Source organism: Bacillus sp. FSL H8-0492, from assembly GCF_038006145.1.
Classification (GTDB): Bacteria; Bacillota; Bacilli; order Bacillales; family Bacillaceae_G; genus Bacillus_A; species Bacillus_A mycoides.
Genome location: NZ_JBBOUP010000001.1, coordinates 5,293,749 through 5,312,822 on the forward strand (window position 1 = coordinate 5,293,749; position 19,074 = coordinate 5,312,822).

The window sequence follows — 19,074 nt, forward strand, 5'->3', positions numbered from 1 at the left end:
GAAAGCCCTATCTTTCATATAAAAAAAAAGAAACACATCTTATTATAAGAAATGTGTTTCTTTTTTATACTGCCTTTATGCGTGCGGTGCATGCCCATCCTCAAAGCGGCGTTCTAAGTTGACGAATTTATTAAATTCCTTAACAAACGCAAGCTCTACTGAACCTACCGGACCATTACGTTGTTTTGCAATGATAATTTCAATTGTATTTTTATTTTCTGTTTCACGGTCATAGTAATCTTCACGATATAGGAAGGCTACAATGTCAGCATCCTGCTCGATACTTCCTGATTCACGAATGTCAGACATCATCGGACGTTTATCTTGACGGGATTCTACACCACGAGATAACTGCGACAAGGCGATAACAGGTACTTGTAATTCACGTGCAATCCCTTTTAATGTACGAGAAATCTCAGATACTTCCTGCTGACGGTTTTCTCCTGATTTCCCACTTCCTTGAATAAGCTGTAAATAGTCAATCAAAACCATCCCAAGACCTTGCTCTTGCTTTAATCTACGACATTTTGCTCGAATCTCATTTACTTTAATCCCTGGTGTATCATCAATATATATACCAGCATTAGAAAGGCTACCCATCGCCATCGTTAATTTCGCCCAATCATCAGAAGTTAATGAACCGGTACGAAGTCTTTGTGCATCAATATTTCCTTCTGCACAAAGCATACGCATAACAAGCTGATCAGAGCCCATCTCTAAACTAAAAATCGCTACATTTTCATCAGTTTTCGTCGCTACGTTTTGTGCGATATTTAGTGAAAATGCAGTTTTCCCTACCGATGGACGCGCCGCCACGATGATTAAATCATTTCGCTGAAAACCTGCGGTCATCTTATCTAATTCAGTAAATCCAGTTGGTATCCCGGTAACTTCACCCTTTTGATTATGCAAAAGTTCAATTTTATCATAAGCATCTACAAGAACATCTTTAATGTTTTGGAATGCTTTTGCATTTGTTTGGTGAGATACTTCTAATATTTTTTTCTCAGCCTCATTTAAAAGGCCATCCACATCATCTTCTCGCTCGTATCCATCCGATACAATATGAGTCGCCGTTCGAATTAAACGACGTAAAAGTGCCTTTTCAGCGATGATGCGTGCATAATATTCTACATTAGCAGCTGTTGGAACAACTTCTGCTAACTCTGCTAGATAAGAAACCCCACCAACTTCTTCTAGTAATCCTTGATCAGCCATCGCTGATGTCATTATTACTAAGTCGATTGGTTCTCCCTTATCAGACAACCCAAGCATGACTTCAAAAATCTTTTGATGTTTCGTTCGATAAAATGAGTCAGGTACCAATAGTTCCGATGCTGACGTTAACGCATCCTGATCAATTAATATGGCACCTAAGACTGCCTGCTCAGCTTCTATATTATGCGGAGGGGTACGATCAGCCATTACATCACTCATACGCAATCCTCCTTGCTTAATTTATTTTTATTGTTCACTAACATGAACTTTTACTGTTGCTGTTACTTGCGGATGCAATTTCACATTGACGTTTGTATAACCTAATGCACGGATTGCATCATCCATTTCAAATTTACGTTTATCAAGTTTAATCTTGTGTGACTTTTGCATTACATCTACAATTTGTTTACTCGTGATAGAACCAAATAAGCGGCCACCTTCTCCAGATTTCGCCTTTACTTCTACAGTTAATTTCTCTAATGTTTCTTTCAGCTCTTTTGCATTCTCAACTTCTGCTGCTGCATCTTTTTCCTCTTTGCGCTTTTGAGCATCTAAAGTTTTCATACTGCTGTTTGTCGCTTCGGCAGCTAACCCCTGTTTTAGTAAGAAATTATTTGCATAACCGTCTGGTACATTTTTTATTTCTCCTTTTTTACCTTTACCTTTTACGTCTTTTAGAAAAATTACTTTCATGATTGTGTGCCTCCCTGTAAATAGTCATCAATAACAAATCGAAGCTTCTCCTCCGCTTCATCTACTGTAACATTTTTCATTTGTGTGGCTGCATTTGTTAAGTGCCCGCCACCTCCTAAATTCTCCATAATTAGCTGTACATTCAATTCACCTAAAGATCTACCACTAATTCCAATGAAATTTTCTCCACGTTTTGCAATAACAAACGATGCAATGATACCTGTCATTGTCAATAATGTGTCTGCTGATTGTGCAATAAGTACTTGGTCATAATATTCATCACCATCAACTTTAGCAATCGCAATTCCATTTTTATAAATGTACGCATTTTTAATGGCTTTTGCAACTCGTAAATACTGACCCATATCTTCTTTTAAAAGCTCTTGTACAAGTACAGTGTCTGCGCCATGCGAGCGTAAATAAGAAGCGGCATCAAATGTACGAGCGCCTGTACGGAATGTAAAACTTTTTGTATCAACAATAATACCAGCTAACAATGCCGTTGCTTCTAACATTGTCATCTTTAAATTTTTCGGTTGATACTCAAGTAATTCTGTAACAAGCTCTGCCGTTGAAGAAGCGTATGGCTCCATATAAACAAGTAATGGATCTTCAATGAAATCTTCCCCGCGGCGATGATGGTCAATAACTACTACATTTTCAATCTTGTGTAACAGTTTTTCCTCCATCACCATTGAAGGTTTATGTGTGTCAACAACAACAAGTAATGAATCATCATTTGCAAATTCCATCGCTTGCCCTGGTGTAATAAAATGTGACCATAACTCTTCATTTTGTTTCACTTTATCCATCAAACGTTTGATTCCTTTATCAGAATCATTTTCATCTAATACAATATATCCTTTGCGCTCATTTAATTGAGCTACCTTTAAAATACCAATCGCTGCACCAATCGCATCCATATCAGGAGCTCTATGCCCCATTATAATGACATTACTGCTTTCTAATACTAAATCCTTTAATGCATGCGAAATAACCCTAGCACGTACACGAGTACGCTTTTCAACCGGATTCGTCTTACCACCGTAAAACTTAACTTTACCCGTTGCTTGTTTAATAGCTACTTGGTCTCCTCCTCGTCCTAATGCAAGGTCTAAACCAGATTGGGCCATCGCTCCAAGCTCTGATAAAGGTAAATCACCTGAGCCAACACCAACACTTAATGTAAGTGGTATATTCCTTTTTGATGTTTCTTCACGCACTTGATCCAAAATACTAAATTTCCCTTTCTCCATTTGCGCTAAAATACTTTCATTTAGTACAACGAAGAATCTTTCTGAAGATGCACGTTTCAAATATGCACCATACTTAACAGCCCATTCATTTAGACGTGACGTCACAAGACTTGTTATATTCGTACGTAATTGGTCATCTAATCCTTGTGTAACTTCATCATAGTTATCTAAATAAATAACAGCTAAAACAGTGCGTTGATCTTCATACATCTTTTCAATTTCTGTTTGTTCCGTTACATCAAAGAAATAAATTAATTTTTCTTCTTTCCTTACAAAAACACGAAACTTTCGATTATTTAAAGAAACTATATCGTCAGAAGTTTCCCCCTTAATAAAAAGGAGTAATGTTTCTGATACATCGTAAAGGTGCCAACCAGCTAATGCATGCTGCCCCAAACATGATGATAAATAAGGATTCGCCCAATCAATCCCATAATCCTTATTGTATAACAAAATACCAATTGGCATTTGGTTAAATGCTTCATTACTCACTTTCTTTACCCTTGTAATCATATCTGTCGTATGTTTTTCAAAATTCCTTTGAAAAGTAAGTTCGAATCGTATAACGAAAAAAAGTACAATACAAAAGATAAAAAAGGCTGATATCCCCATAATTAAATGAAAGTAACAGAGGAGTGAAATTAGCACGAATACAAAAAATGCCAATACGTAAACAGGATATAAAAACCACTGTTTCTTATAAAATTCAGGCATGTATACAACTCCTATAAAGTAAAACTAACTCACTTTCCAGTTAGTTAAACAAATTAAAATAGTGTAAGGAATATTATTTTATTCCCCTATTTTAGAACGCAATGAAATCCCTAAATCAATTATACCTAAGATTGTTACAAGAGGAAACATCATCGGAATAAACATGCAGACAATAAAACTAATAATAGGAACACCTTTCGTAAAACCTTTGCTATGCGCTATAAAAGCGATAAATGTCAGACCTTGCAGTACTAGTAGTAAAGCAAATATGACATATAAATTAAAAAATACCATATGTAAATATGATGTCGGTTCTACTTTTATAAAAGTTGATAGCAAAATAAATATAACGTAATACCAAACAATACTCTTTGGTAATTGTATATCTTTAAATTTAGGCCAAGGTATAACGTCATGCTTTAGTTTTCTCAAAACACTACCTGATATCATAACTGTAATCCAAGAAAAACATACAGAAACCATTACAAGCAAACTTGGGAATAACGTTTGTAACACATCATTAAATTGTGCAAATAATTCTTTTTGCTCTTTACTAATAGGCATACCCGCAGCAGTAACTATCTTTTCACTTTGCGCCATACTTTCATTAAACATATTTTGCATTTGCTTCATTAAATCTATGTTAAAAAACTTTATACTCGCAACATAAATGAGCATAATACCAATTAAGTACGCAAGCGTCCCCGCCATTAAAGTTTCTACCGGTTTTTTTCGTTTTTTATACATATATCCTAAAACGATACCTATCAATCCAAACATAGTTGTCTTTACTAGGTTCATCGGCTGACTGACAATAACAGTAATAAAAAGCGCCGCAGTAAAAACTATAAAGGCGTTAGATAATCTATATCTTATCGTTAGCAATATAAATGGCAATGGCAACGCAAACGTTACAACTGTACCTAAAATTGGAACATACATAGATATAAGCAATAACATTGCATATATCGCTAACAGTGCTGCACCCTCAGTAATAAATTTCGTATTCTTCATCATCTAACCTCTCTTTCAAAAAAAAGAAAAGCATAGCAAAATGCACAGTAGAGTCCGACTCTACTGTGCATTTCATACGCTATTATTCACCAACATATGGTAAAAGTGCCATTTGACGAGCACGTTTAATTGCAACTGTAAGTTTGCGTTGGTATTTCGCGCTTGTTCCTGTTACACGACGAGGTAAAATTTTACCGCGCTCAGAAACGAAACGTTTTAATAAATCAACATCTTTATAGTCAATGCGAGTGATGCCGTTAGATGTGAAGAAACACACCTTACGACGCTTCGCACGTCCACCTTTGCGTCCTGCCATGTCTATTCCCTCCATTCTTTGTTAAAAATAGCCGATTCACACCATTAAAATGGTAAATCGTCGTCCGAAATGTCAATCGGTTGACCAACATTCGAAAATGGATCGTCATTCTTCGTAAATCCAGAGTTACCTTGATTACCTTGGTTACCTGAATTACTAGATTGACCAAATGGGTTAGAGCTTTGGTTACCGAAACCAGCTCCTGATGGTTGCTGATTGAATGAACCACGTTGCTCCCCACCGCCATTACGCGGCTCTAAAAATTGTACGCTCTCCGCAAGAACTTCTGTTACATATACACGTTTACCATCTTGTCCATCGTAATTACGAGTTTGAAGACGTCCGTCTACGCCTGCTAAGCTACCTTTTTTCAAATAATTTGCCACGTTTTCTGCTTGTTTACGCCATATTACACAATTAATAAAGTCAGCTTCACGCTCACCTTGTTGATTCGCAAATGCGCGATTCACAGCTAACGTAAAAGTAGCTACTGCAACACCATTGGGCGTGTAACGTAAGTCAGGGTCCTTAGTTAAACGACCAACGAGGATAACACGATTCATCAATCGAACCACTCTCCCTTATATATCAATTATTTTTCTTCTTCTTTAACAACGATATGACGAAGGATATCTTCGTTGATCTTAGCTAAACGGTCGAATTCGTTAATCGCCTCTGAGTTAGAGTTCACGTTTAAGATCATGTAGAAACCTTCACGTAAGTCGTTGATTTCGTAAGCTAAACGACGCTTACCCCACTCTTTCGTGTTAATGATTTCTGCACCATTGTTTGTTAAAACACCTGCAAAACGTTCAACTAAAGCTTTTTGAGCTTCTTCTTCAACGCCAGGACGAATGATGTACATAATTTCGTACTTTCTCATTACACTTTCACCTCCTTTTGGTCTAAACGGCCCATAATGGGCAAGGAGCAATTAATTTATAGTAATTACTCACGAGTTTAGATTATATCATAGTAAGTTATATGAATCAACTCACCAATACGTAAAAAACTTGGCAAACACATAATATATTTGCCAAGCTCATATCTTTATTTTTCCTAGGAAATATTAAATTAAACGTTGAAGCGGAAGTGCATAACATCTCCGTCTTTTACGATATACTCTTTTCCTTCTAAACGTACTTTTCCAGCTTCTTTTGCAGCTGTCATAGAACCGTTTGTCATTAAATCATCATAAGAAACTGTTTCTGCGCGAATAAATCCACGCTCAAAGTCTGTATGAATTACGCCAGCACATTGTGGTGCCTTCATACCTTGTTTAAACGTCCATGCACGTACTTCTTGCACACCAGCTGTGAAGTAAGTAGCAAGTCCTAATAAATCATATGCAGCACGAATTAATTGATCTAAACCAGATTCTTCAATGCCTAGTTCTTCAAGGAATACTTTTTTCTCTTCCTCGTCTAGCTCAGCGATTTCTTCTTCGATTTTTGCACATACAACGATTACTTGAGAATTTTCATTTGCTGCAAATTCTTTTACCGTTTGTACATATTTATTGTCAGAAGGATCCATAATATCATCTTCACTTACGTTTGCTACATATAGCATTTCTTTCGTTGTAAGTAAATGAAGGCCTTTAACAATCTTCATTTGCTCTTCTGTAAATTCAACAGTACGAGCTGGTTTTCCCTCTTCAAAAGCTTCTTTTAAACGAACTAAAATTTCATGCTCATATACAGCTTCTTTATCTTTTTGTCTTGCTAACTTCGCAACTCGTTCGATACGCTTATCAACAGATTCCAAATCCGCTAAGATTAGTTCTAAGTTAATTGTTTCAATGTCATCAATTGGATCTACTTTTCCTGAAACGTGCGTAATATTTTCATCTTCAAAACAACGAACAACTTGGCAAATTGCATCTACTTGACGAATGTGAGATAAGAATTTATTTCCTAACCCTTCACCTTTACTCGCACCTTTTACGATACCTGCAATATCAGTAAATTCAAATACAGTCGGAACAGTTTTTTTCGGTTCTACTAATTCCGTTAATTTATTTAAACGCTCATCTGGTACTTCTACAATCCCTACGTTTGGATCGATTGTACAGAATGGATAGTTCGCAGATTCTGCTCCTGCTTGTGTAATTGCATTAAATAAAGTGGACTTACCTACGTTAGGTAATCCAACAATCCCAGCCGTTAATCCCATATTTTTCACTCCTATGTCTCAATCTTTCATCATTATAGATAGTAACGAAAAAAATGACAAGTTTCCACCAAATGAAAAAAAGCAACGGCTGTCTACTGCAGCCGTTGCTTTTTCACTATTCTTCGTGCTTCACAAGTATTTTTTTCACCTTGCGATCAAACTCTCTTCGAGGAATCATTACCGAATGGTCACACCCCTCGCACTTAACGCGGATATCCATTCCCATACGAATAATCTTCCAGCGATTTTCACCACATGGATGGGCTTTCTTCATTTCCACAACATCGTACAAGTTATATTGCTTTTGCTCCATTCTCTAAATCCCTCCCACTATTAAATTGCTTTTTCACTAACCAATTCTTCGCGACTATATAAAACCATACGTGGGTATGGAATTTCAATCCCATGTAAATCAAGACGATTTTTAATCTCTTTGCGAAGAGCCCTCGCAATAACTGCATGCTGCATCGGCTCAACTTCAGCAATAACACGTAATACAACTTCAGACGCTGCCAATGTTTGAACACCTAGCAATTGAGGTGTTGTTACCATTTTCTCATATTTTCCTGGTAATTCTACTAATAAATCTTCAATAACTTGCTCCGCTCGTACTATATCACTTTCATAAGAAATAGATACATCAACAAATGCTACACTATTACTAACGGAAAAGTTCGTTACTTGTACAATACTACCATTTGGTATTATATGAATTTCACCTGTCCAGCTTTTCATCTTCGTTGTACGTAGTCCAATTTCCAAAACAGTTCCTTCAAATTGCCCTATTCTTACATAATCACCTACTGAAAATTGATCCTCTAACAAAATAAATAATCCTGTAATAACATCTTTAACTAAACTTTGTGCACCAAAACCGACTGCTAAACCAATTACCCCAGCACCGGCTAATAGACCTGATGCATTAATATCAAACACACCTAAAATCGCAATTAACATAATGAACATAACAACGTATGCCACAATATTTTCAAGCAACTTCGCTACCGTAACTGTACGACGTTCTGAAATTTGAATCGGCGAACGGCTTCCCATACGAAACGCATTTCGTACAATTGCCCTTGCAACTCGCACAACGATTGCACCAAGTATTAAAATAACGATTATTTTTAGTGACTTCACACCTATATTCGTCCAATCAATGGACTCAAACCATTTCAACGCTAAATCCATGTCCCTCTACCTCTCTAGCTAAAATTTCTTTTTAGTTATCCTTATTATTGTATCAGAACTCTCTCTGATTTCTGAAAAAAATTTATGACTTTAATTCCATTTGTTAACTTCCATTCAGGTATAAAATGAAACGAATATATATATACTAGTACTATTATTTCCATTTTCATTCACAGTTTGTAGAAAGTATGCACTTATAATTTTCCATTTCACACACCATATAACATATTGTGAAAATTTATTAAAAGGATGGGTGCTTCATGAATATTAGAAGTTTTCGCTTACCTTTTTTTGAAAAAGAAACTCAAAATGTTATGCATCATGACTTAGAAGCCTCTGAGACAATCAGTAATTTCTTACTTTCCCATATTCCCATTAAGACTAATATGCCACTCATTCTCGTTTGTATCGGAACAGACCGTTCCACCGGTGATGCACTTGGTCCATTAGTTGGTACTAAACTAGAACAAATTGAAATCAAAAACCTTCAAGTATTCGGCACACTAGACGAACCAATACATGCACTAAATCTAGAGGAAAAAATTCAGAATATACAGAAAGAAAACCCTACTTCATTTATTATTGCTGTTGATGCATGTTTAGGAAAATCTCAAAGTATCGGTTCTATAACTACCGGAAAGGGCCCCAGTAAACCTGGAGCTGCGATGAATAAGAAATTACCTGAAATTGGTGATTTGCATATTCATGGCATCGTAAATTTAAATGGTTTCATGGAGTTTTTCGTACTTCAAAATACAAGACTAAGTTTAGTCATGAAGATGGCCGATGTAATTGCACAAAGTATAAAAGAAACCGATCAAAAATTATCTGCATTAAAAAAAGCAAACCATCTATAAACAATAAGATGGTTTGCTTTTTAATTTCCCTTTGATAATAATTCTAAAATTCGATTTAAATCTTCTTTATTAAAAAATTCGATTTCGATTTTACCTTTTTCTTTTTTCGTTTCTTTAATTTTTACATCAGTACCAAACTTTTCTCTTAAAAACGTTTCGCGCTCTACAAAAAATATATTTCTTTCTTTTTTCACTTGTTGTGTTTCACGTGAAACACGTTGATTAATTTCCTGGACAATTTGTTCCAATTGGCGAACGTTCAGTCCTTCTTTTTCAATTCGCTTCAATAAAGATTTCAACTGTTCTTCATCTTTTATTGTAAGTAAAGTTCTCCCATGAGCCATTGAAAGTTGACCGTTTGCAATCATATCTTGAACGAATGAAGGGAGGCTTAACAAACGAGTATAATTTGCGATATAAGGCCTGCTTTTACCAAGACGTTTTGCTAATTGTTCTTGTGTTACATTTAGCTCGTTCATTAACATCTGATATGCCATTGCCTCTTCCATAGGATTTAAATCTTCTCGTTGTAAGTTTTCAAGCAAAGCAAATTCCATCATTTGCTGCTCATTTAATTGCCTTACGACAGCAGGCACTTTCTCAAGTCCGGCCTCTTTAGCAGCACGATATCTTCTTTCACCTGCAACTATTTCATATCCTTTAATACTCTTGCGAGCAATTAACGGTTGCAATATACCGTGCTCTTTAATAGAAGCCGCTAATTCCTGAATCGCTTCTTTATTGAAATGTTTACGTGGTTGATATGGATTCGGCCTTAATTCAGTTACTATAATCTCCTGAATCGTTTCTTCTTCTTTCACATCTAAATCTGGAAAAAACACGTTGATTCCTCTTCCTAATCCCTTAGCCACCTGCAATCACTTCCTCTGCTAAATCTAAATATACTTCTGCTCCTCTTGATTTAGCGTCATACTGCATAATTGGTTTTCCATGACTTGGTGCCTCACTTAAGCGAACATTACGAGGAATAATCGAACGATATACTTTATCTCTAAAGTATTTTTTCACTTCATCTATAACTTGAATTCCTAAATTTGTACGAGCATCCAACATCGTTAACAATACACCTTGAATTGCTAAATTTTTATTTAAATGCTTTTGCACAAGTCGAACTGTATTTAATAGCTGACTTAACCCTTCCAGCGCGTAATATTCACACTGTACAGGAATAATAACAGAATCTGCTGCGGTTAATGCATTAATCGTTAATAACCCTAAGGATGGGGGACAATCAATAATAATATACTCATATTCATCACGAATTGGCTGTAACGCTCTTTGCAAGCGTACTTCCCGGGAAATGGTTGGTACCAATTCAATTTCAGCACCAGCCAATTGAATTGTAGCGGGTAGAACATCTAAGTTTTCAGTTGCGGTTTTCCGTATGGCACCTTGAACATCTGCATCTTCTACAAGAACATTATAAATACATTGATCTAATTCAGACTTTTCAATCCCTACACCAGTCGTTGCATTTCCTTGAGCATCAATATCTACGAGAAGGACTTTTTTTCCTACTTGTGCCAATCCGGCCCCTAAATTAACGGATGTTGTTGTTTTTCCAACACCGCCTTTTTGATTAGCAATAGCAATGATTTTTCCCATGATGTCACCTACTTTCAACCTTTCTTTCTTATTCTAGAAACAATTACGTTTATTGTAACATGAAATAAAAGTTTTTCTTTTACGTCCTTATTAAACTTCAAAATTTATTTCTAAACTCCTTCTTGCTTTAACAAGAAAATATAGTAAAAGAGACCTCTCCAATAGGATAAGGTCTCTAGCACGTAATTATTTTTTCTTCGGAATTTTAATCGTAATTTGATAGTATTCATCAAACTCTTCTTCCGCAGAATTAACATTCAAACCACTATTAGCAACCATTTGTAATGATTGTCTAATCGTGTTCATAGCAATTCTCGCATCTCGACTTACTGCTTTTTGCTTCGCTTTGCGCTTTGGTTTTACTTCTTCTAATAACTTTGCAATTCGTTCTTCTGTTTGCTTTACATTCAATTGCTTCTCCACAATCTCTTGTAAAACCTTCAGTTGTAATTCCTCATTCTTTAAAGGAATAAGGGCGCGAGCATGCCGTTCTGTAATACTTTTTTCTAATAATGCACTTTTGATTTCTTCAGGCAATTTTAATAATCGCAATTTATTTGCGACTGTCGATTGTCCTTTTCCAAGTCGTTGTGCCAATGCTTCTTGTGTTAAATTATGTAACTCAATCAGCTTTTGATATGCCACAGCTTCCTCAATTGCTGTTAATTCCTCACGTTGCAAATTTTCAATTAACGCTACAGAAGCTGTCTCAGTATCATTTAAATTCTTTATTATTGCAGGAACTTTTTCCCACCCTAACTTTGTTGCTGCGCGGAAACGTCTTTCCCCGGCAATAATCTCGTACTTATCATCCTCATACTGTCTCACAACAATCGGCTGGATAAGCCCATGTGTACGAATCGTTAATGCTAGCTCCTCAATACGTGCATCGTCAAAAACTGTTCGTGGTTGATAACGGTTAGGGGTAATGTTTACTATCGGAATTTCCTGTATTTCTTCATATACCTTTTTAGCTATTTCTTCATGGCTTTCGTCTTGTAATTCGAATTCGCTCTCTTTATCTCCAAAGCCAAATAAACGAGAAAACGTATTTTTCATACATATTCCACCACCTTTTAGGCCTATTGACTGTTCTACATAAAATGTTTCCTATGAAACATTTACGTTTTCATTTATATAATTTAATCTTACGTCTAATAAGATTTATTTTTCAATAGGTAATTTATTGGGCGTTCCCGGTTTGCGTGGATATTTCTTTGGTGTCTTGCGCTTTTTCTCGATTAATAAAATATTACGCTCGCTTTCTTCAAACGGTAATTGGAACGTAGACATTTCTTTCAATTCTCCGCCAAGTACCTCTAAAGCATATTTGCCATTTTCGATTTCTTCGTTCGCCGCTGCACCTTTCATTGCAATGAATGTTCCCCCTACTTTTACAAGTGGTAAACATAGCTCACTTAATACAGAAAGACGTGCAACTGCACGTGCCATTACAATATCGTATGCTTCACGTACACCTTCTTTTTTTCCAAATGTTTCAGCACGATCATGACAAAATGCAACATCACTTAATTCTAACTTTTGCGCTAAGTGATTTAAGAAATTAATACGTTTTTGTAATGAATCTACAATTGTTACTTTTAAGTGCGGGAAACAGATTTTTAAAGGGATACTTGGGAATCCAGCTCCTGCTCCAACATCACAAATAGAAAATGGTTTCGAAAAATCATAATAAAAAGCCGCTGTAACAGAATCAAAAAAGTGTTTTAAGTATACTTCTTCTTTCTCCGTAATAGCCGTTAAGTTCATTTTTTCATTCCACTCTACTAATGTTTCAAAATAGATTCTGAACTGCTCTAACTGTCTAGAAGAGAGGGAAATACCCTTCTCTTCTAGCATAGATTGAAATTGTTCTATATTCATCTAGCAATATCTCCTTACTATGTTATTGGTTCGATACTCGTGCAATTTTTCCTTGTTCAATGTAAATAAGCAAAATTGAAACATCAGCTGGATTTACACCAGAAATACGTGAAGCTTGCCCCATTGAAAGCGGACGAACATCTTTCAATTTCTGTCTTGCTTCTGAGGCAAGGCTAGAAATCGCATCATAATCAATATCCACAGGAATTTTTTTGTTTTCCATTTTCTTCATACGTTCTACTTGCTGTAAAGATTTCTCGATATATCCTTCGTACTTGGTCTGAATTTCAACTTGTTCCGTAATTTCATCACTTAATGCTACTTCACTTGGTACTAAAAGATGAATATGCTCATATGTCACCTCTGGACGACGTAATAAGTCACTTGCACGTATTCCATCTTTCAATTCACTTCCGCCAATACTACGAATTAATTCTTGAACTTCAGGACGCGGTTTAATAAAAATACTCTCTAACCGTTCCTTCTCCTGTTCAATTTGTAACTTTTTATTTGTAAATCGCTCATAGCGATCTTCTTTAATTAAGCCAATTTCACGACCAACTTCAGTTAAACGAAGGTCAGCATTATCATGGCGTAATAATAGGCGATATTCTGCACGAGACGTTAATAAACGATATGGTTCATTTGTACCTTTCGTTACAAGGTCATCAATTAAGACACCAATATAAGCATCAGCACGACCTAAAATAACTTCTTTTTTACCTAAAGAACGACACGCTGCATTAATCCCAGCCATAAGCCCTTGTCCTGCTGCTTCTTCGTAACCAGAAGTTCCGTTAATTTGTCCTGCTGTATATAAATTTTTAATTTTTTTCGTTTCAAGTGTTGGCCATAGTTGAGTTGGTACGATCGCATCATATTCAATTGCATAACCCGTACGCATCATTTCAACATTTTCCAGGCCAGGAATTGTTCTAAGCATTGCACGCTGTACATCTTCTGGTAAGCTCGTCGATAAGCCTTGTACATATACTTCTTGTGTATTACGTCCTTCTGGCTCTAAGAAAATTTGATGACGTGGTTTATCATTAAATCTTACTACCTTGTCTTCAATTGAAGGGCAATATCTAGGCCCTGTTCCTTTAATCATACCAGAATACATAGCTGAGCGATGTAAGTTTTCATCTATTAAACGATGTGTTTCTGTACTTGTATACGTTAACCAACATGGAATTTGATCCATAATAAATTTTGTCGTTTCAAAAGAGAAAGCACGTGGCTTATCATCACCTGGTTGAATTTCTGTTTTACTATAATCAATCGTATTACTGTTTACACGCGGAGGTGTACCTGTTTTAAATCTAACAAGATCAAAACCAAGTTCCTCTAAGTGTTCAGATAATGTAATAGATGGTTGCTGATTATTTGGACCACTTGAATATTTTAAATCGCCCATAATAATCTCACCACGTAAAAATGTTCCCGTTGTAATTACAACTGTTTTCGCTGTGTATTCAGCACCAGCTTGCGTAATTACCCCTTTACATACACCATCTTCAATAATTAAACGCTCTACCAGACCTTGAAACAACGTTAAGTTTGGTGTTTCTTCAATTGTTTTCTTTAATTCATGCTGGTAAGAGAATTTATCAGCTTGTGCACGAAGCGCGCGTACAGCTGGTCCTTTACCCGTATTTAACATACGCATTTGAATATGTGTTTTATCAATATTGCGTCCCATTTCTCCGCCTAATGCATCAATTTCACGAACAACAATCCCTTTTGCTGGTCCACCAACAGAAGGGTTACATGGCATGAACGCTACCATATGTAAGTTAATTGTTAACATTAATGTTTTTGAGCCCATTCGTGCTGCCGCAAGACCAGCTTCACATCCTGCATGACCTGCACCGATTACTATGACATCATATGAACCGGCATTGTATCCCATTGTTTATTCCTCCTAATAACCTCTATCTTACTAAATCATCTCTGATTAAAGTTTTACTTTATTTTCCTAAACAAAATTGAGAGAACAATTGGTCAATTAAACTTTCATGGACAGTATCACCAGTAATTTCACCAAGTATTTCCCACGCTCTTGTTAAATCAATTTGAACCATATCAATCGGAACACCATTTTCTATCGCTTCAATTGCATCGTTAATTGTTCTTCCTGCTTGTGTTAATAATCCGATATGTCTCGCATTAGACACGTATGTCATATCCGCAGAATCAATTGTTCCTTCAAAGAATAAATCAGCTATCGCCTTTTCAAGCTCATCTATTCCTTGCTCCTCAATTAAAGATGTTGTAATAACACGATTTCCTACCGCTAAATCTGTAACACGTTCCATATCAATTTCTTGCGGTAAATCTGTCTTATTTACAATAACAATGAAATCTTTTCCTTGTACGGCACGGAATAGATCCTCATCTTCATTTGTTAAAGCCTCGCTATAATTCACTACAATTAACACTAAGTCTGCTTGGCTCATCATTTCCTTCGAACGCTCTACACCAATTCGTTCAACAATATCTTCCGTTTCACGAATTCCGGCTGTATCTATAAGTTTAAGTGGTACACCACGCACATTAACGTACTCTTCAATAACATCACGAGTTGTTCCTGCAATATCAGTTACAATTGCCTTTTTCTCCTGAACAAGACTATTTAATAGCGATGATTTCCCAACGTTAGGTCTACCGATAATCGCGGTAGAAATGCCTTCACGTAAAATCTTTCCTTGCTTCGATGTTTCTAATATCTTTGCAATTTCAGCACGGACATGTGTAGCTTTCTCAATTAAAATATTATGCGTCATCTCTTCTACATCATCATATTCTGGGTAATCTATATTCACTTCAATATGAGCTAATGTTTCTAATATTTCTTGACGCAGATGGCCGATTAATTTAGATAATCGTCCTTCCATTTGGTTAATCGCTACATTCATAGCACGATCTGTTTTTGCACGGATTAAGTCCATAACAGCTTCTGCTTGTGACAAATCAATACGTCCATTTAAAAAAGCACGTTTTGTAAATTCACCAGGCTCTGCCAGTCGTACTCCTTGCGCTAAAATAAGCTGTAATACTTTATTTACCGAAACAAGTCCACCATGACAGTTAATTTCTACTATATTTTCACGCGTAAAAGTCCTTGGTGCACGCATAATGGACACCATAACTTCTTCAATAACTTGATTTGTATCTAAATCGACAATATGACCATAATGAATTGTATGAGAAGAAACCTGTGTTAAATCCTTCCCTTTAAAAATACGATCGACTTTCTCAATCGCATCATCCCCACTTACTCGAACAATGGCAATTGCACCTTCCCCAAGTGCTGTGGAAATTGCGGCAATTGTATCAAATTCCATGTCCTTTCACCTCACTTGCTTATTTATCTCTATTTCAACATGAATTTTTTCCGTCACTAAATTATTAGGATACCATAACGAACCTATCTACAAAAGAATAATAACTCATTTTATTATGTCCTTATGTAAAAAACACTAAACTTATTCACAGTGGATAAGTTTAGTGTTTTTTAGTTATCCACATTTATTTTCTCCTCAAAAAAACCGGCACTCAATTGAGTAACCGGTCACTTGGAAGATATTACAACATACCGATGTGGTTCTTTTCCTTCAGAAGTTGTAATGATATTTTGATGATTAGATAATGCTTGGTGAATAATTTTTCGTTCGAAAGAAGGCATTGGTTCTAGAACAACTCTTTTTTTCGTACTCACTACTTGTTTTGCTAATCGATAGGAAAGAGATTCTAACGTATTTTTTCTTTTACTACGATAGTTTTCAGCACCCAGTGTAATACCAATATATTGCTTTGTATTACGGTTCGCAACAAGTTTTGTTAAATACTGTAAAGAATTCAACGTATTCCCTCTTTTACCAATTAAAATACCAATGTTTTCACCAGAAATTGTAAATTCAACTTCGCGTCCTTTTACAATTTTTCTAATCTCAACTTCCACACCCATATTTTGAATAACATTTTTTAAATATTCTTCACATTCTTGGATTGGATCTTTTTTCAATACAACTTCTACAACAGCGGGGCGATTCCCAAATAAACCTAGGAACCCCCTCTTACCCTCATCGATAATATTTATATCTACTCGATCTTTCGAAGCATTTAATTGTCTTAAAGCATCTTGTACTGCCAGCTCGACTGTTTGTCCTTTAGCAGTAATCATACTCACTTGCTTGATCCTCCTGCCTTACTAGCCTTAATGTCAGGCCCCTTGATCATATACATTTGAGCGATACCAAAGATATTACCAACTACCCAGTACAATGATAGTGCTGCTGGGAAGTTAATTGCAAAGACTAAAATCATAATTGGCATAAGCCAAATCATCATTGCCATTTGCGGATTTTGTCCAGCCGTTCCTGCCATTGCAAGCTTTTGCTGAATAAACGTCGTAATAGCTGCAACAATTGGAAGGATATAGAACGGATCCGCCTGTCCTAAATCGAACCATAAAAATGTATGTTCACTAATTGCTGTTGTTCTCATAATCGCATGATAAAACGCGAATAAAATAGGCATCTGAACAAATATTGGTAAACATCCTGCTAATGGGTTTACACCATTCTTTTGATATAACTGCATCATTTCTTGTTGTAGTTTTTGCTGTGTTGCTTGATCTTTAGAACTATATTTCTCTTTTAATTTCACCATTTCTGGTTGTAACGCCTGCATTGCTTTCGTACTCTTCGTTTGTTTAATCATTAATGGTAATAATGCAAAACGAATGATAAGAGTTGTAACAACGATTGCTAAACCGTAATTACTACCAAATAATTCTGCAAAATACGTGATTAACTGAGAAAGCGGGTATACGAAATATTCATTCCAAATCCCAGTGCTTTTCGGTGTAATCGGTTGATTTGTTTCACTACAGCCGGTAGCAATTGCCATTAGCATAATAACCATGGCTAATAAACCTATTTTCTTTTTCAAAGCCTGCTCCTCCTTGTTTCGGTATGTATATAGTGTAATTCATTTCCTTACGCTACTTTTTTATTCTTTTCATACCAGAGCGTTTAAAGACATGAATTAAGCTTTTCTTTAACTCTTCATATGTCATCTCTGCACAAGGCTTCCTTGCTATTATAACAAAATCTTTTCCAGAATCTATCTCATCTTTTAATTCTATAATCGATTGGCGAATCATACGCTTAATTCGATTACGCACTACTGCATTGCCTATTTTCTTACTAACAGAAAGACCAATGCGAAAATGCGGCTGTTTTTCTTTATCTAATTTGTATACAACAAACTGGCGATTGGCATTCGATTGTCCTTTTTGGAAAACAGCCTGGAATTCATCATTCTTTTTTATACGATTTTTTTTCTTCATATCATTTGACACTCCTGTATTTCATCAGCGGAAACTCATTATTATTAGAAAAAAAGACCACTGAACGATCAGTGGTCTACGCAGATAATACTTTTCTTCCTTTACGACGACGAGCTGCTAGCACTTTACGTCCGTTTGCTGTGCTCATACGGCTGCGGAAACCATGTACTTTGCTGCGCTTACGTTTATTTGGTTGGTAAGTTCTTTTCATTATATGACACCTCCCTGAGGAATATCTGTTAAAGACAGTCTAATAAATTATAGTAAATCAAATAGGAAAATGTCAATGGTTCTCGAAATTTTCATCAAATATTCATTTTTAACCTATTCACAAACTTTTTCACAGTACCTATATTTCCTTGTGGATAAATATATTTCCTCTTTTTTGTATCCACAAACTCTTTTTTTACTTTTACACAGTATATCGTGTTGTGGACAAGTTTATTCCACAAGGTATTGATTTTGTGGATAACTTTCTTAAATTCATTGCTATAGCTGCTTTTTTTTGATATTATAGTTGTGTTTTCACTTTGAATAAGTTTTCCACACCTTTATTTTATCCACAATTTGTGTATAACATGTGGATAGTTTAAATCACATGTGAGTAAATAGTTGTCCACATGTGTTATTTTGTCGAAAACTCTATCTCGGATACTAACGACGTTTTTATATTTTAAAATACGTTTCGTGTAAATATGCATTAGAAATATTTACAGGTTGTACAATTGTTGCACAACCTTATTCTTTTACCATCTTTGTAAAGGAGGGACACCT

Annotated in this window: 21 protein-coding genes; 1 reads left to right on the forward strand and 20 read right to left on the reverse strand. The window is 35.8% G+C overall.

Features of this window, described 5'->3' with window-relative positions; all coding sequences use genetic code 11:
• Window positions 1-75 precede the first annotated feature (75 nt).
• From dnaB to MHH66_RS27350, 10 genes are all read right to left on the reverse strand, one after another.
• Complete coding sequence (gene dnaB / locus MHH66_RS27305) at window positions 76-1,437, reverse strand: replicative DNA helicase (RefSeq protein ID WP_002016457.1); 1,362 nt, start codon at window positions 1,435-1,437, stop codon at window positions 76-78.
• Between the two features lie 27 nt (window positions 1,438-1,464).
• Entirely contained in the window at window positions 1,465-1,911 is a 447-nt protein-coding gene (gene rplI, locus MHH66_RS27310; protein ID WP_002130186.1) for a 50S ribosomal protein L9, read from the reverse strand.
• Window positions 1,908-3,881 carry a DHH family phosphoesterase gene (locus MHH66_RS27315; RefSeq protein WP_002016460.1) on the reverse strand — a complete coding sequence of 658 codons (1,974 nt, stop codon included), beginning with the start codon at window positions 3,879-3,881 and terminating at the stop codon, window positions 1,908-1,910. Before MHH66_RS27315 ends, rplI begins: the two co-directional genes overlap by 4 nt.
• A 78-nt stretch (window positions 3,882-3,959) precedes the next feature.
• Window positions 3,960-4,895: a YybS family protein gene (locus MHH66_RS27320; protein WP_078184992.1), complete on the reverse strand. Its 936-nt coding sequence runs from the start codon at window positions 4,893-4,895 to the stop codon at window positions 3,960-3,962.
• A gap of 82 nt (window positions 4,896-4,977) precedes the next feature.
• Window positions 4,978-5,211: a 30S ribosomal protein S18 gene (gene rpsR, locus MHH66_RS27325; RefSeq protein WP_000918874.1), complete on the reverse strand. Its 234-nt coding sequence runs from the start codon at window positions 5,209-5,211 to the stop codon at window positions 4,978-4,980.
• A 44-nt stretch (window positions 5,212-5,255) separates the two neighbouring features.
• Window positions 5,256-5,777: a single-stranded DNA-binding protein gene (gene ssb / locus MHH66_RS27330; RefSeq protein WP_000981963.1), complete on the reverse strand. Its 522-nt coding sequence runs from the start codon at window positions 5,775-5,777 to the stop codon at window positions 5,256-5,258.
• Window positions 5,778-5,803: 26 nt separating this feature from the next.
• Window positions 5,804-6,094, reverse strand: a complete 291-nt coding sequence (gene rpsF / locus MHH66_RS27335) for a 30S ribosomal protein S6 (protein ID WP_001233782.1) — start codon at window positions 6,092-6,094, stop codon at window positions 5,804-5,806.
• A gap of 191 nt (window positions 6,095-6,285) precedes the next feature.
• A complete protein-coding gene (gene ychF / locus MHH66_RS27340; RefSeq protein ID WP_078184991.1) occupies window positions 6,286-7,386 on the reverse strand; it encodes a redox-regulated ATPase YchF in 1,101 nt (366 codons plus the stop codon).
• A gap of 115 nt (window positions 7,387-7,501) precedes the next feature.
• Entirely contained in the window at window positions 7,502-7,699 is a 198-nt protein-coding gene (locus tag MHH66_RS27345; RefSeq protein WP_000436054.1) for a DUF951 domain-containing protein, read from the reverse strand.
• Window positions 7,700-7,719: 20 nt separating this feature from the next.
• The gene (locus MHH66_RS27350) at window positions 7,720-8,577 is read right to left on the reverse strand and encodes a mechanosensitive ion channel family protein (RefSeq protein WP_002016466.1); all 858 of its coding nucleotides are present in this window, start codon (window positions 8,575-8,577) and stop codon (window positions 7,720-7,722) included.
• Between the two features lie 260 nt (window positions 8,578-8,837).
• On the opposite strand from MHH66_RS27350, the gene yyaC reads away from it, so the two are divergent.
• Complete coding sequence (yyaC, locus tag MHH66_RS27355) at window positions 8,838-9,434, forward strand: spore protease YyaC (protein ID WP_002089953.1); 597 nt, start codon at window positions 8,838-8,840, stop codon at window positions 9,432-9,434.
• Between the two features lie 20 nt (window positions 9,435-9,454).
• Here yyaC and spo0J read toward each other — a convergent pair whose 3' ends face one another.
• From spo0J to rpmH, 10 genes are all read right to left on the reverse strand, one after another.
• Window positions 9,455-10,306 (reverse strand): stage 0 sporulation protein Spo0J, encoded by an 852-nt coding sequence (gene spo0J / locus MHH66_RS27360; protein WP_171902578.1) that lies wholly within the window; start codon window positions 10,304-10,306, stop codon window positions 9,455-9,457.
• The gene (soj, locus tag MHH66_RS27365; protein WP_002016469.1) at window positions 10,299-11,060 is read right to left on the reverse strand and encodes a sporulation initiation inhibitor protein Soj; all 762 of its coding nucleotides are present in this window, start codon (window positions 11,058-11,060) and stop codon (window positions 10,299-10,301) included. Before soj ends, spo0J begins: the two co-directional genes overlap by 8 nt.
• A 186-nt stretch (window positions 11,061-11,246) precedes the next feature.
• Window positions 11,247-12,119, reverse strand: coding sequence for a nucleoid occlusion protein (gene noc / locus MHH66_RS27370; RefSeq protein WP_002016471.1), 873 nt, complete (start codon window positions 12,117-12,119; stop codon window positions 11,247-11,249).
• 105 nt (window positions 12,120-12,224) lie between these two features.
• Window positions 12,225-12,944 carry a 16S rRNA (guanine(527)-N(7))-methyltransferase RsmG gene (rsmG, locus tag MHH66_RS27375; RefSeq protein WP_063219293.1) on the reverse strand — a complete coding sequence of 240 codons (720 nt, stop codon included), beginning with the start codon at window positions 12,942-12,944 and terminating at the stop codon, window positions 12,225-12,227.
• A 22-nt stretch (window positions 12,945-12,966) separates the two neighbouring features.
• Window positions 12,967-14,856 carry a tRNA uridine-5-carboxymethylaminomethyl(34) synthesis enzyme MnmG gene (mnmG, locus tag MHH66_RS27380; RefSeq protein WP_078184990.1) on the reverse strand — a complete coding sequence of 630 codons (1,890 nt, stop codon included), beginning with the start codon at window positions 14,854-14,856 and terminating at the stop codon, window positions 12,967-12,969.
• 58 nt (window positions 14,857-14,914) lie between these two features.
• Window positions 14,915-16,291, reverse strand: a complete 1,377-nt coding sequence (mnmE, locus tag MHH66_RS27385) for a tRNA uridine-5-carboxymethylaminomethyl(34) synthesis GTPase MnmE (protein ID WP_002034990.1) — start codon at window positions 16,289-16,291, stop codon at window positions 14,915-14,917.
• A 227-nt stretch (window positions 16,292-16,518) separates the two neighbouring features.
• Window positions 16,519-17,136, reverse strand: coding sequence for an RNA-binding cell elongation regulator Jag/EloR (jag, locus tag MHH66_RS27390; protein ID WP_078184989.1), 618 nt, complete (start codon window positions 17,134-17,136; stop codon window positions 16,519-16,521).
• A complete protein-coding gene (spoIIIJ, locus tag MHH66_RS27395; protein WP_002016477.1) occupies window positions 17,133-17,900 on the reverse strand; it encodes a YidC family membrane integrase SpoIIIJ in 768 nt (255 codons plus the stop codon). Before spoIIIJ ends, jag begins: the two co-directional genes overlap by 4 nt.
• Before the next feature lie 52 nt (window positions 17,901-17,952).
• Window positions 17,953-18,300 carry a ribonuclease P protein component gene (gene rnpA / locus MHH66_RS27400; protein ID WP_002089963.1) on the reverse strand — a complete coding sequence of 116 codons (348 nt, stop codon included), beginning with the start codon at window positions 18,298-18,300 and terminating at the stop codon, window positions 17,953-17,955.
• Window positions 18,301-18,376: 76 nt separating this feature from the next.
• A complete protein-coding gene (rpmH, locus tag MHH66_RS27405; protein WP_000831901.1) occupies window positions 18,377-18,511 on the reverse strand; it encodes a 50S ribosomal protein L34 in 135 nt (44 codons plus the stop codon).
• Between the last annotated feature and the right edge of the window lie 563 nt (window positions 18,512-19,074).

Excerpts from the sequence above, each read along its gene's own strand:
- MHH66_RS27315 (WP_002016460.1), bottom strand. The coding sequence starts at position 3,881 with ATGCCTGAATTTTATAAGAAACAGTGGTTTTTATATCCTGTTTACGTA.
- MHH66_RS27345 (WP_000436054.1), bottom strand. The coding sequence starts at position 7,699 with ATGGAGCAAAAGCAATATAACTTGTACGATGTTGTGGAAATGAAGAAA.
- mnmG (WP_078184990.1), bottom strand. The coding sequence starts at position 14,856 with ATGGGATACAATGCCGGTTCATATGATGTCATAGTAATCGGTGCAGGT.
- noc (WP_002016471.1), bottom strand. The coding sequence starts at position 12,119 with ATGAAAAATACGTTTTCTCGTTTATTTGGCTTTGGAGATAAAGAGAGC.
- rsmG (WP_063219293.1), bottom strand. The coding sequence starts at position 12,944 with ATGAATATAGAACAATTTCAATCTATGCTAGAAGAGAAGGGTATTTCC.
- MHH66_RS27320 (WP_078184992.1), bottom strand. The coding sequence starts at position 4,895 with ATGAAGAATACGAAATTTATTACTGAGGGTGCAGCACTGTTAGCGATA.
- MHH66_RS27350 (WP_002016466.1), bottom strand. The coding sequence starts at position 8,577 with ATGGATTTAGCGTTGAAATGGTTTGAGTCCATTGATTGGACGAATATA.
- rnpA (WP_002089963.1), bottom strand. The coding sequence starts at position 18,300 with ATGAAGAAAAAAAATCGTATAAAAAAGAATGATGAATTCCAGGCTGTT.
- ychF (WP_078184991.1), bottom strand. The coding sequence starts at position 7,386 with ATGGGATTAACGGCTGGGATTGTTGGATTACCTAACGTAGGTAAGTCC.
- mnmE (WP_002034990.1), bottom strand. The coding sequence starts at position 16,291 with ATGGAATTTGATACAATTGCCGCAATTTCCACAGCACTTGGGGAAGGT.
- rpsF (WP_001233782.1), bottom strand. The coding sequence starts at position 6,094 with ATGAGAAAGTACGAAATTATGTACATCATTCGTCCTGGCGTTGAAGAA.
- yyaC (WP_002089953.1), top strand. The coding sequence starts at position 8,838 with ATGAATATTAGAAGTTTTCGCTTACCTTTTTTTGAAAAAGAAACTCAA.
- soj (WP_002016469.1), bottom strand. The coding sequence starts at position 11,060 with ATGGGAAAAATCATTGCTATTGCTAATCAAAAAGGCGGTGTTGGAAAA.
- rplI (WP_002130186.1), bottom strand. The coding sequence starts at position 1,911 with ATGAAAGTAATTTTTCTAAAAGACGTAAAAGGTAAAGGTAAAAAAGGA.
- dnaB (WP_002016457.1), bottom strand. The coding sequence starts at position 1,437 with ATGAGTGATGTAATGGCTGATCGTACCCCTCCGCATAATATAGAAGCT.
- rpsR (WP_000918874.1), bottom strand. The coding sequence starts at position 5,211 with ATGGCAGGACGCAAAGGTGGACGTGCGAAGCGTCGTAAGGTGTGTTTC.
- rpmH (WP_000831901.1), bottom strand. The coding sequence starts at position 18,511 with ATGAAAAGAACTTACCAACCAAATAAACGTAAGCGCAGCAAAGTACAT.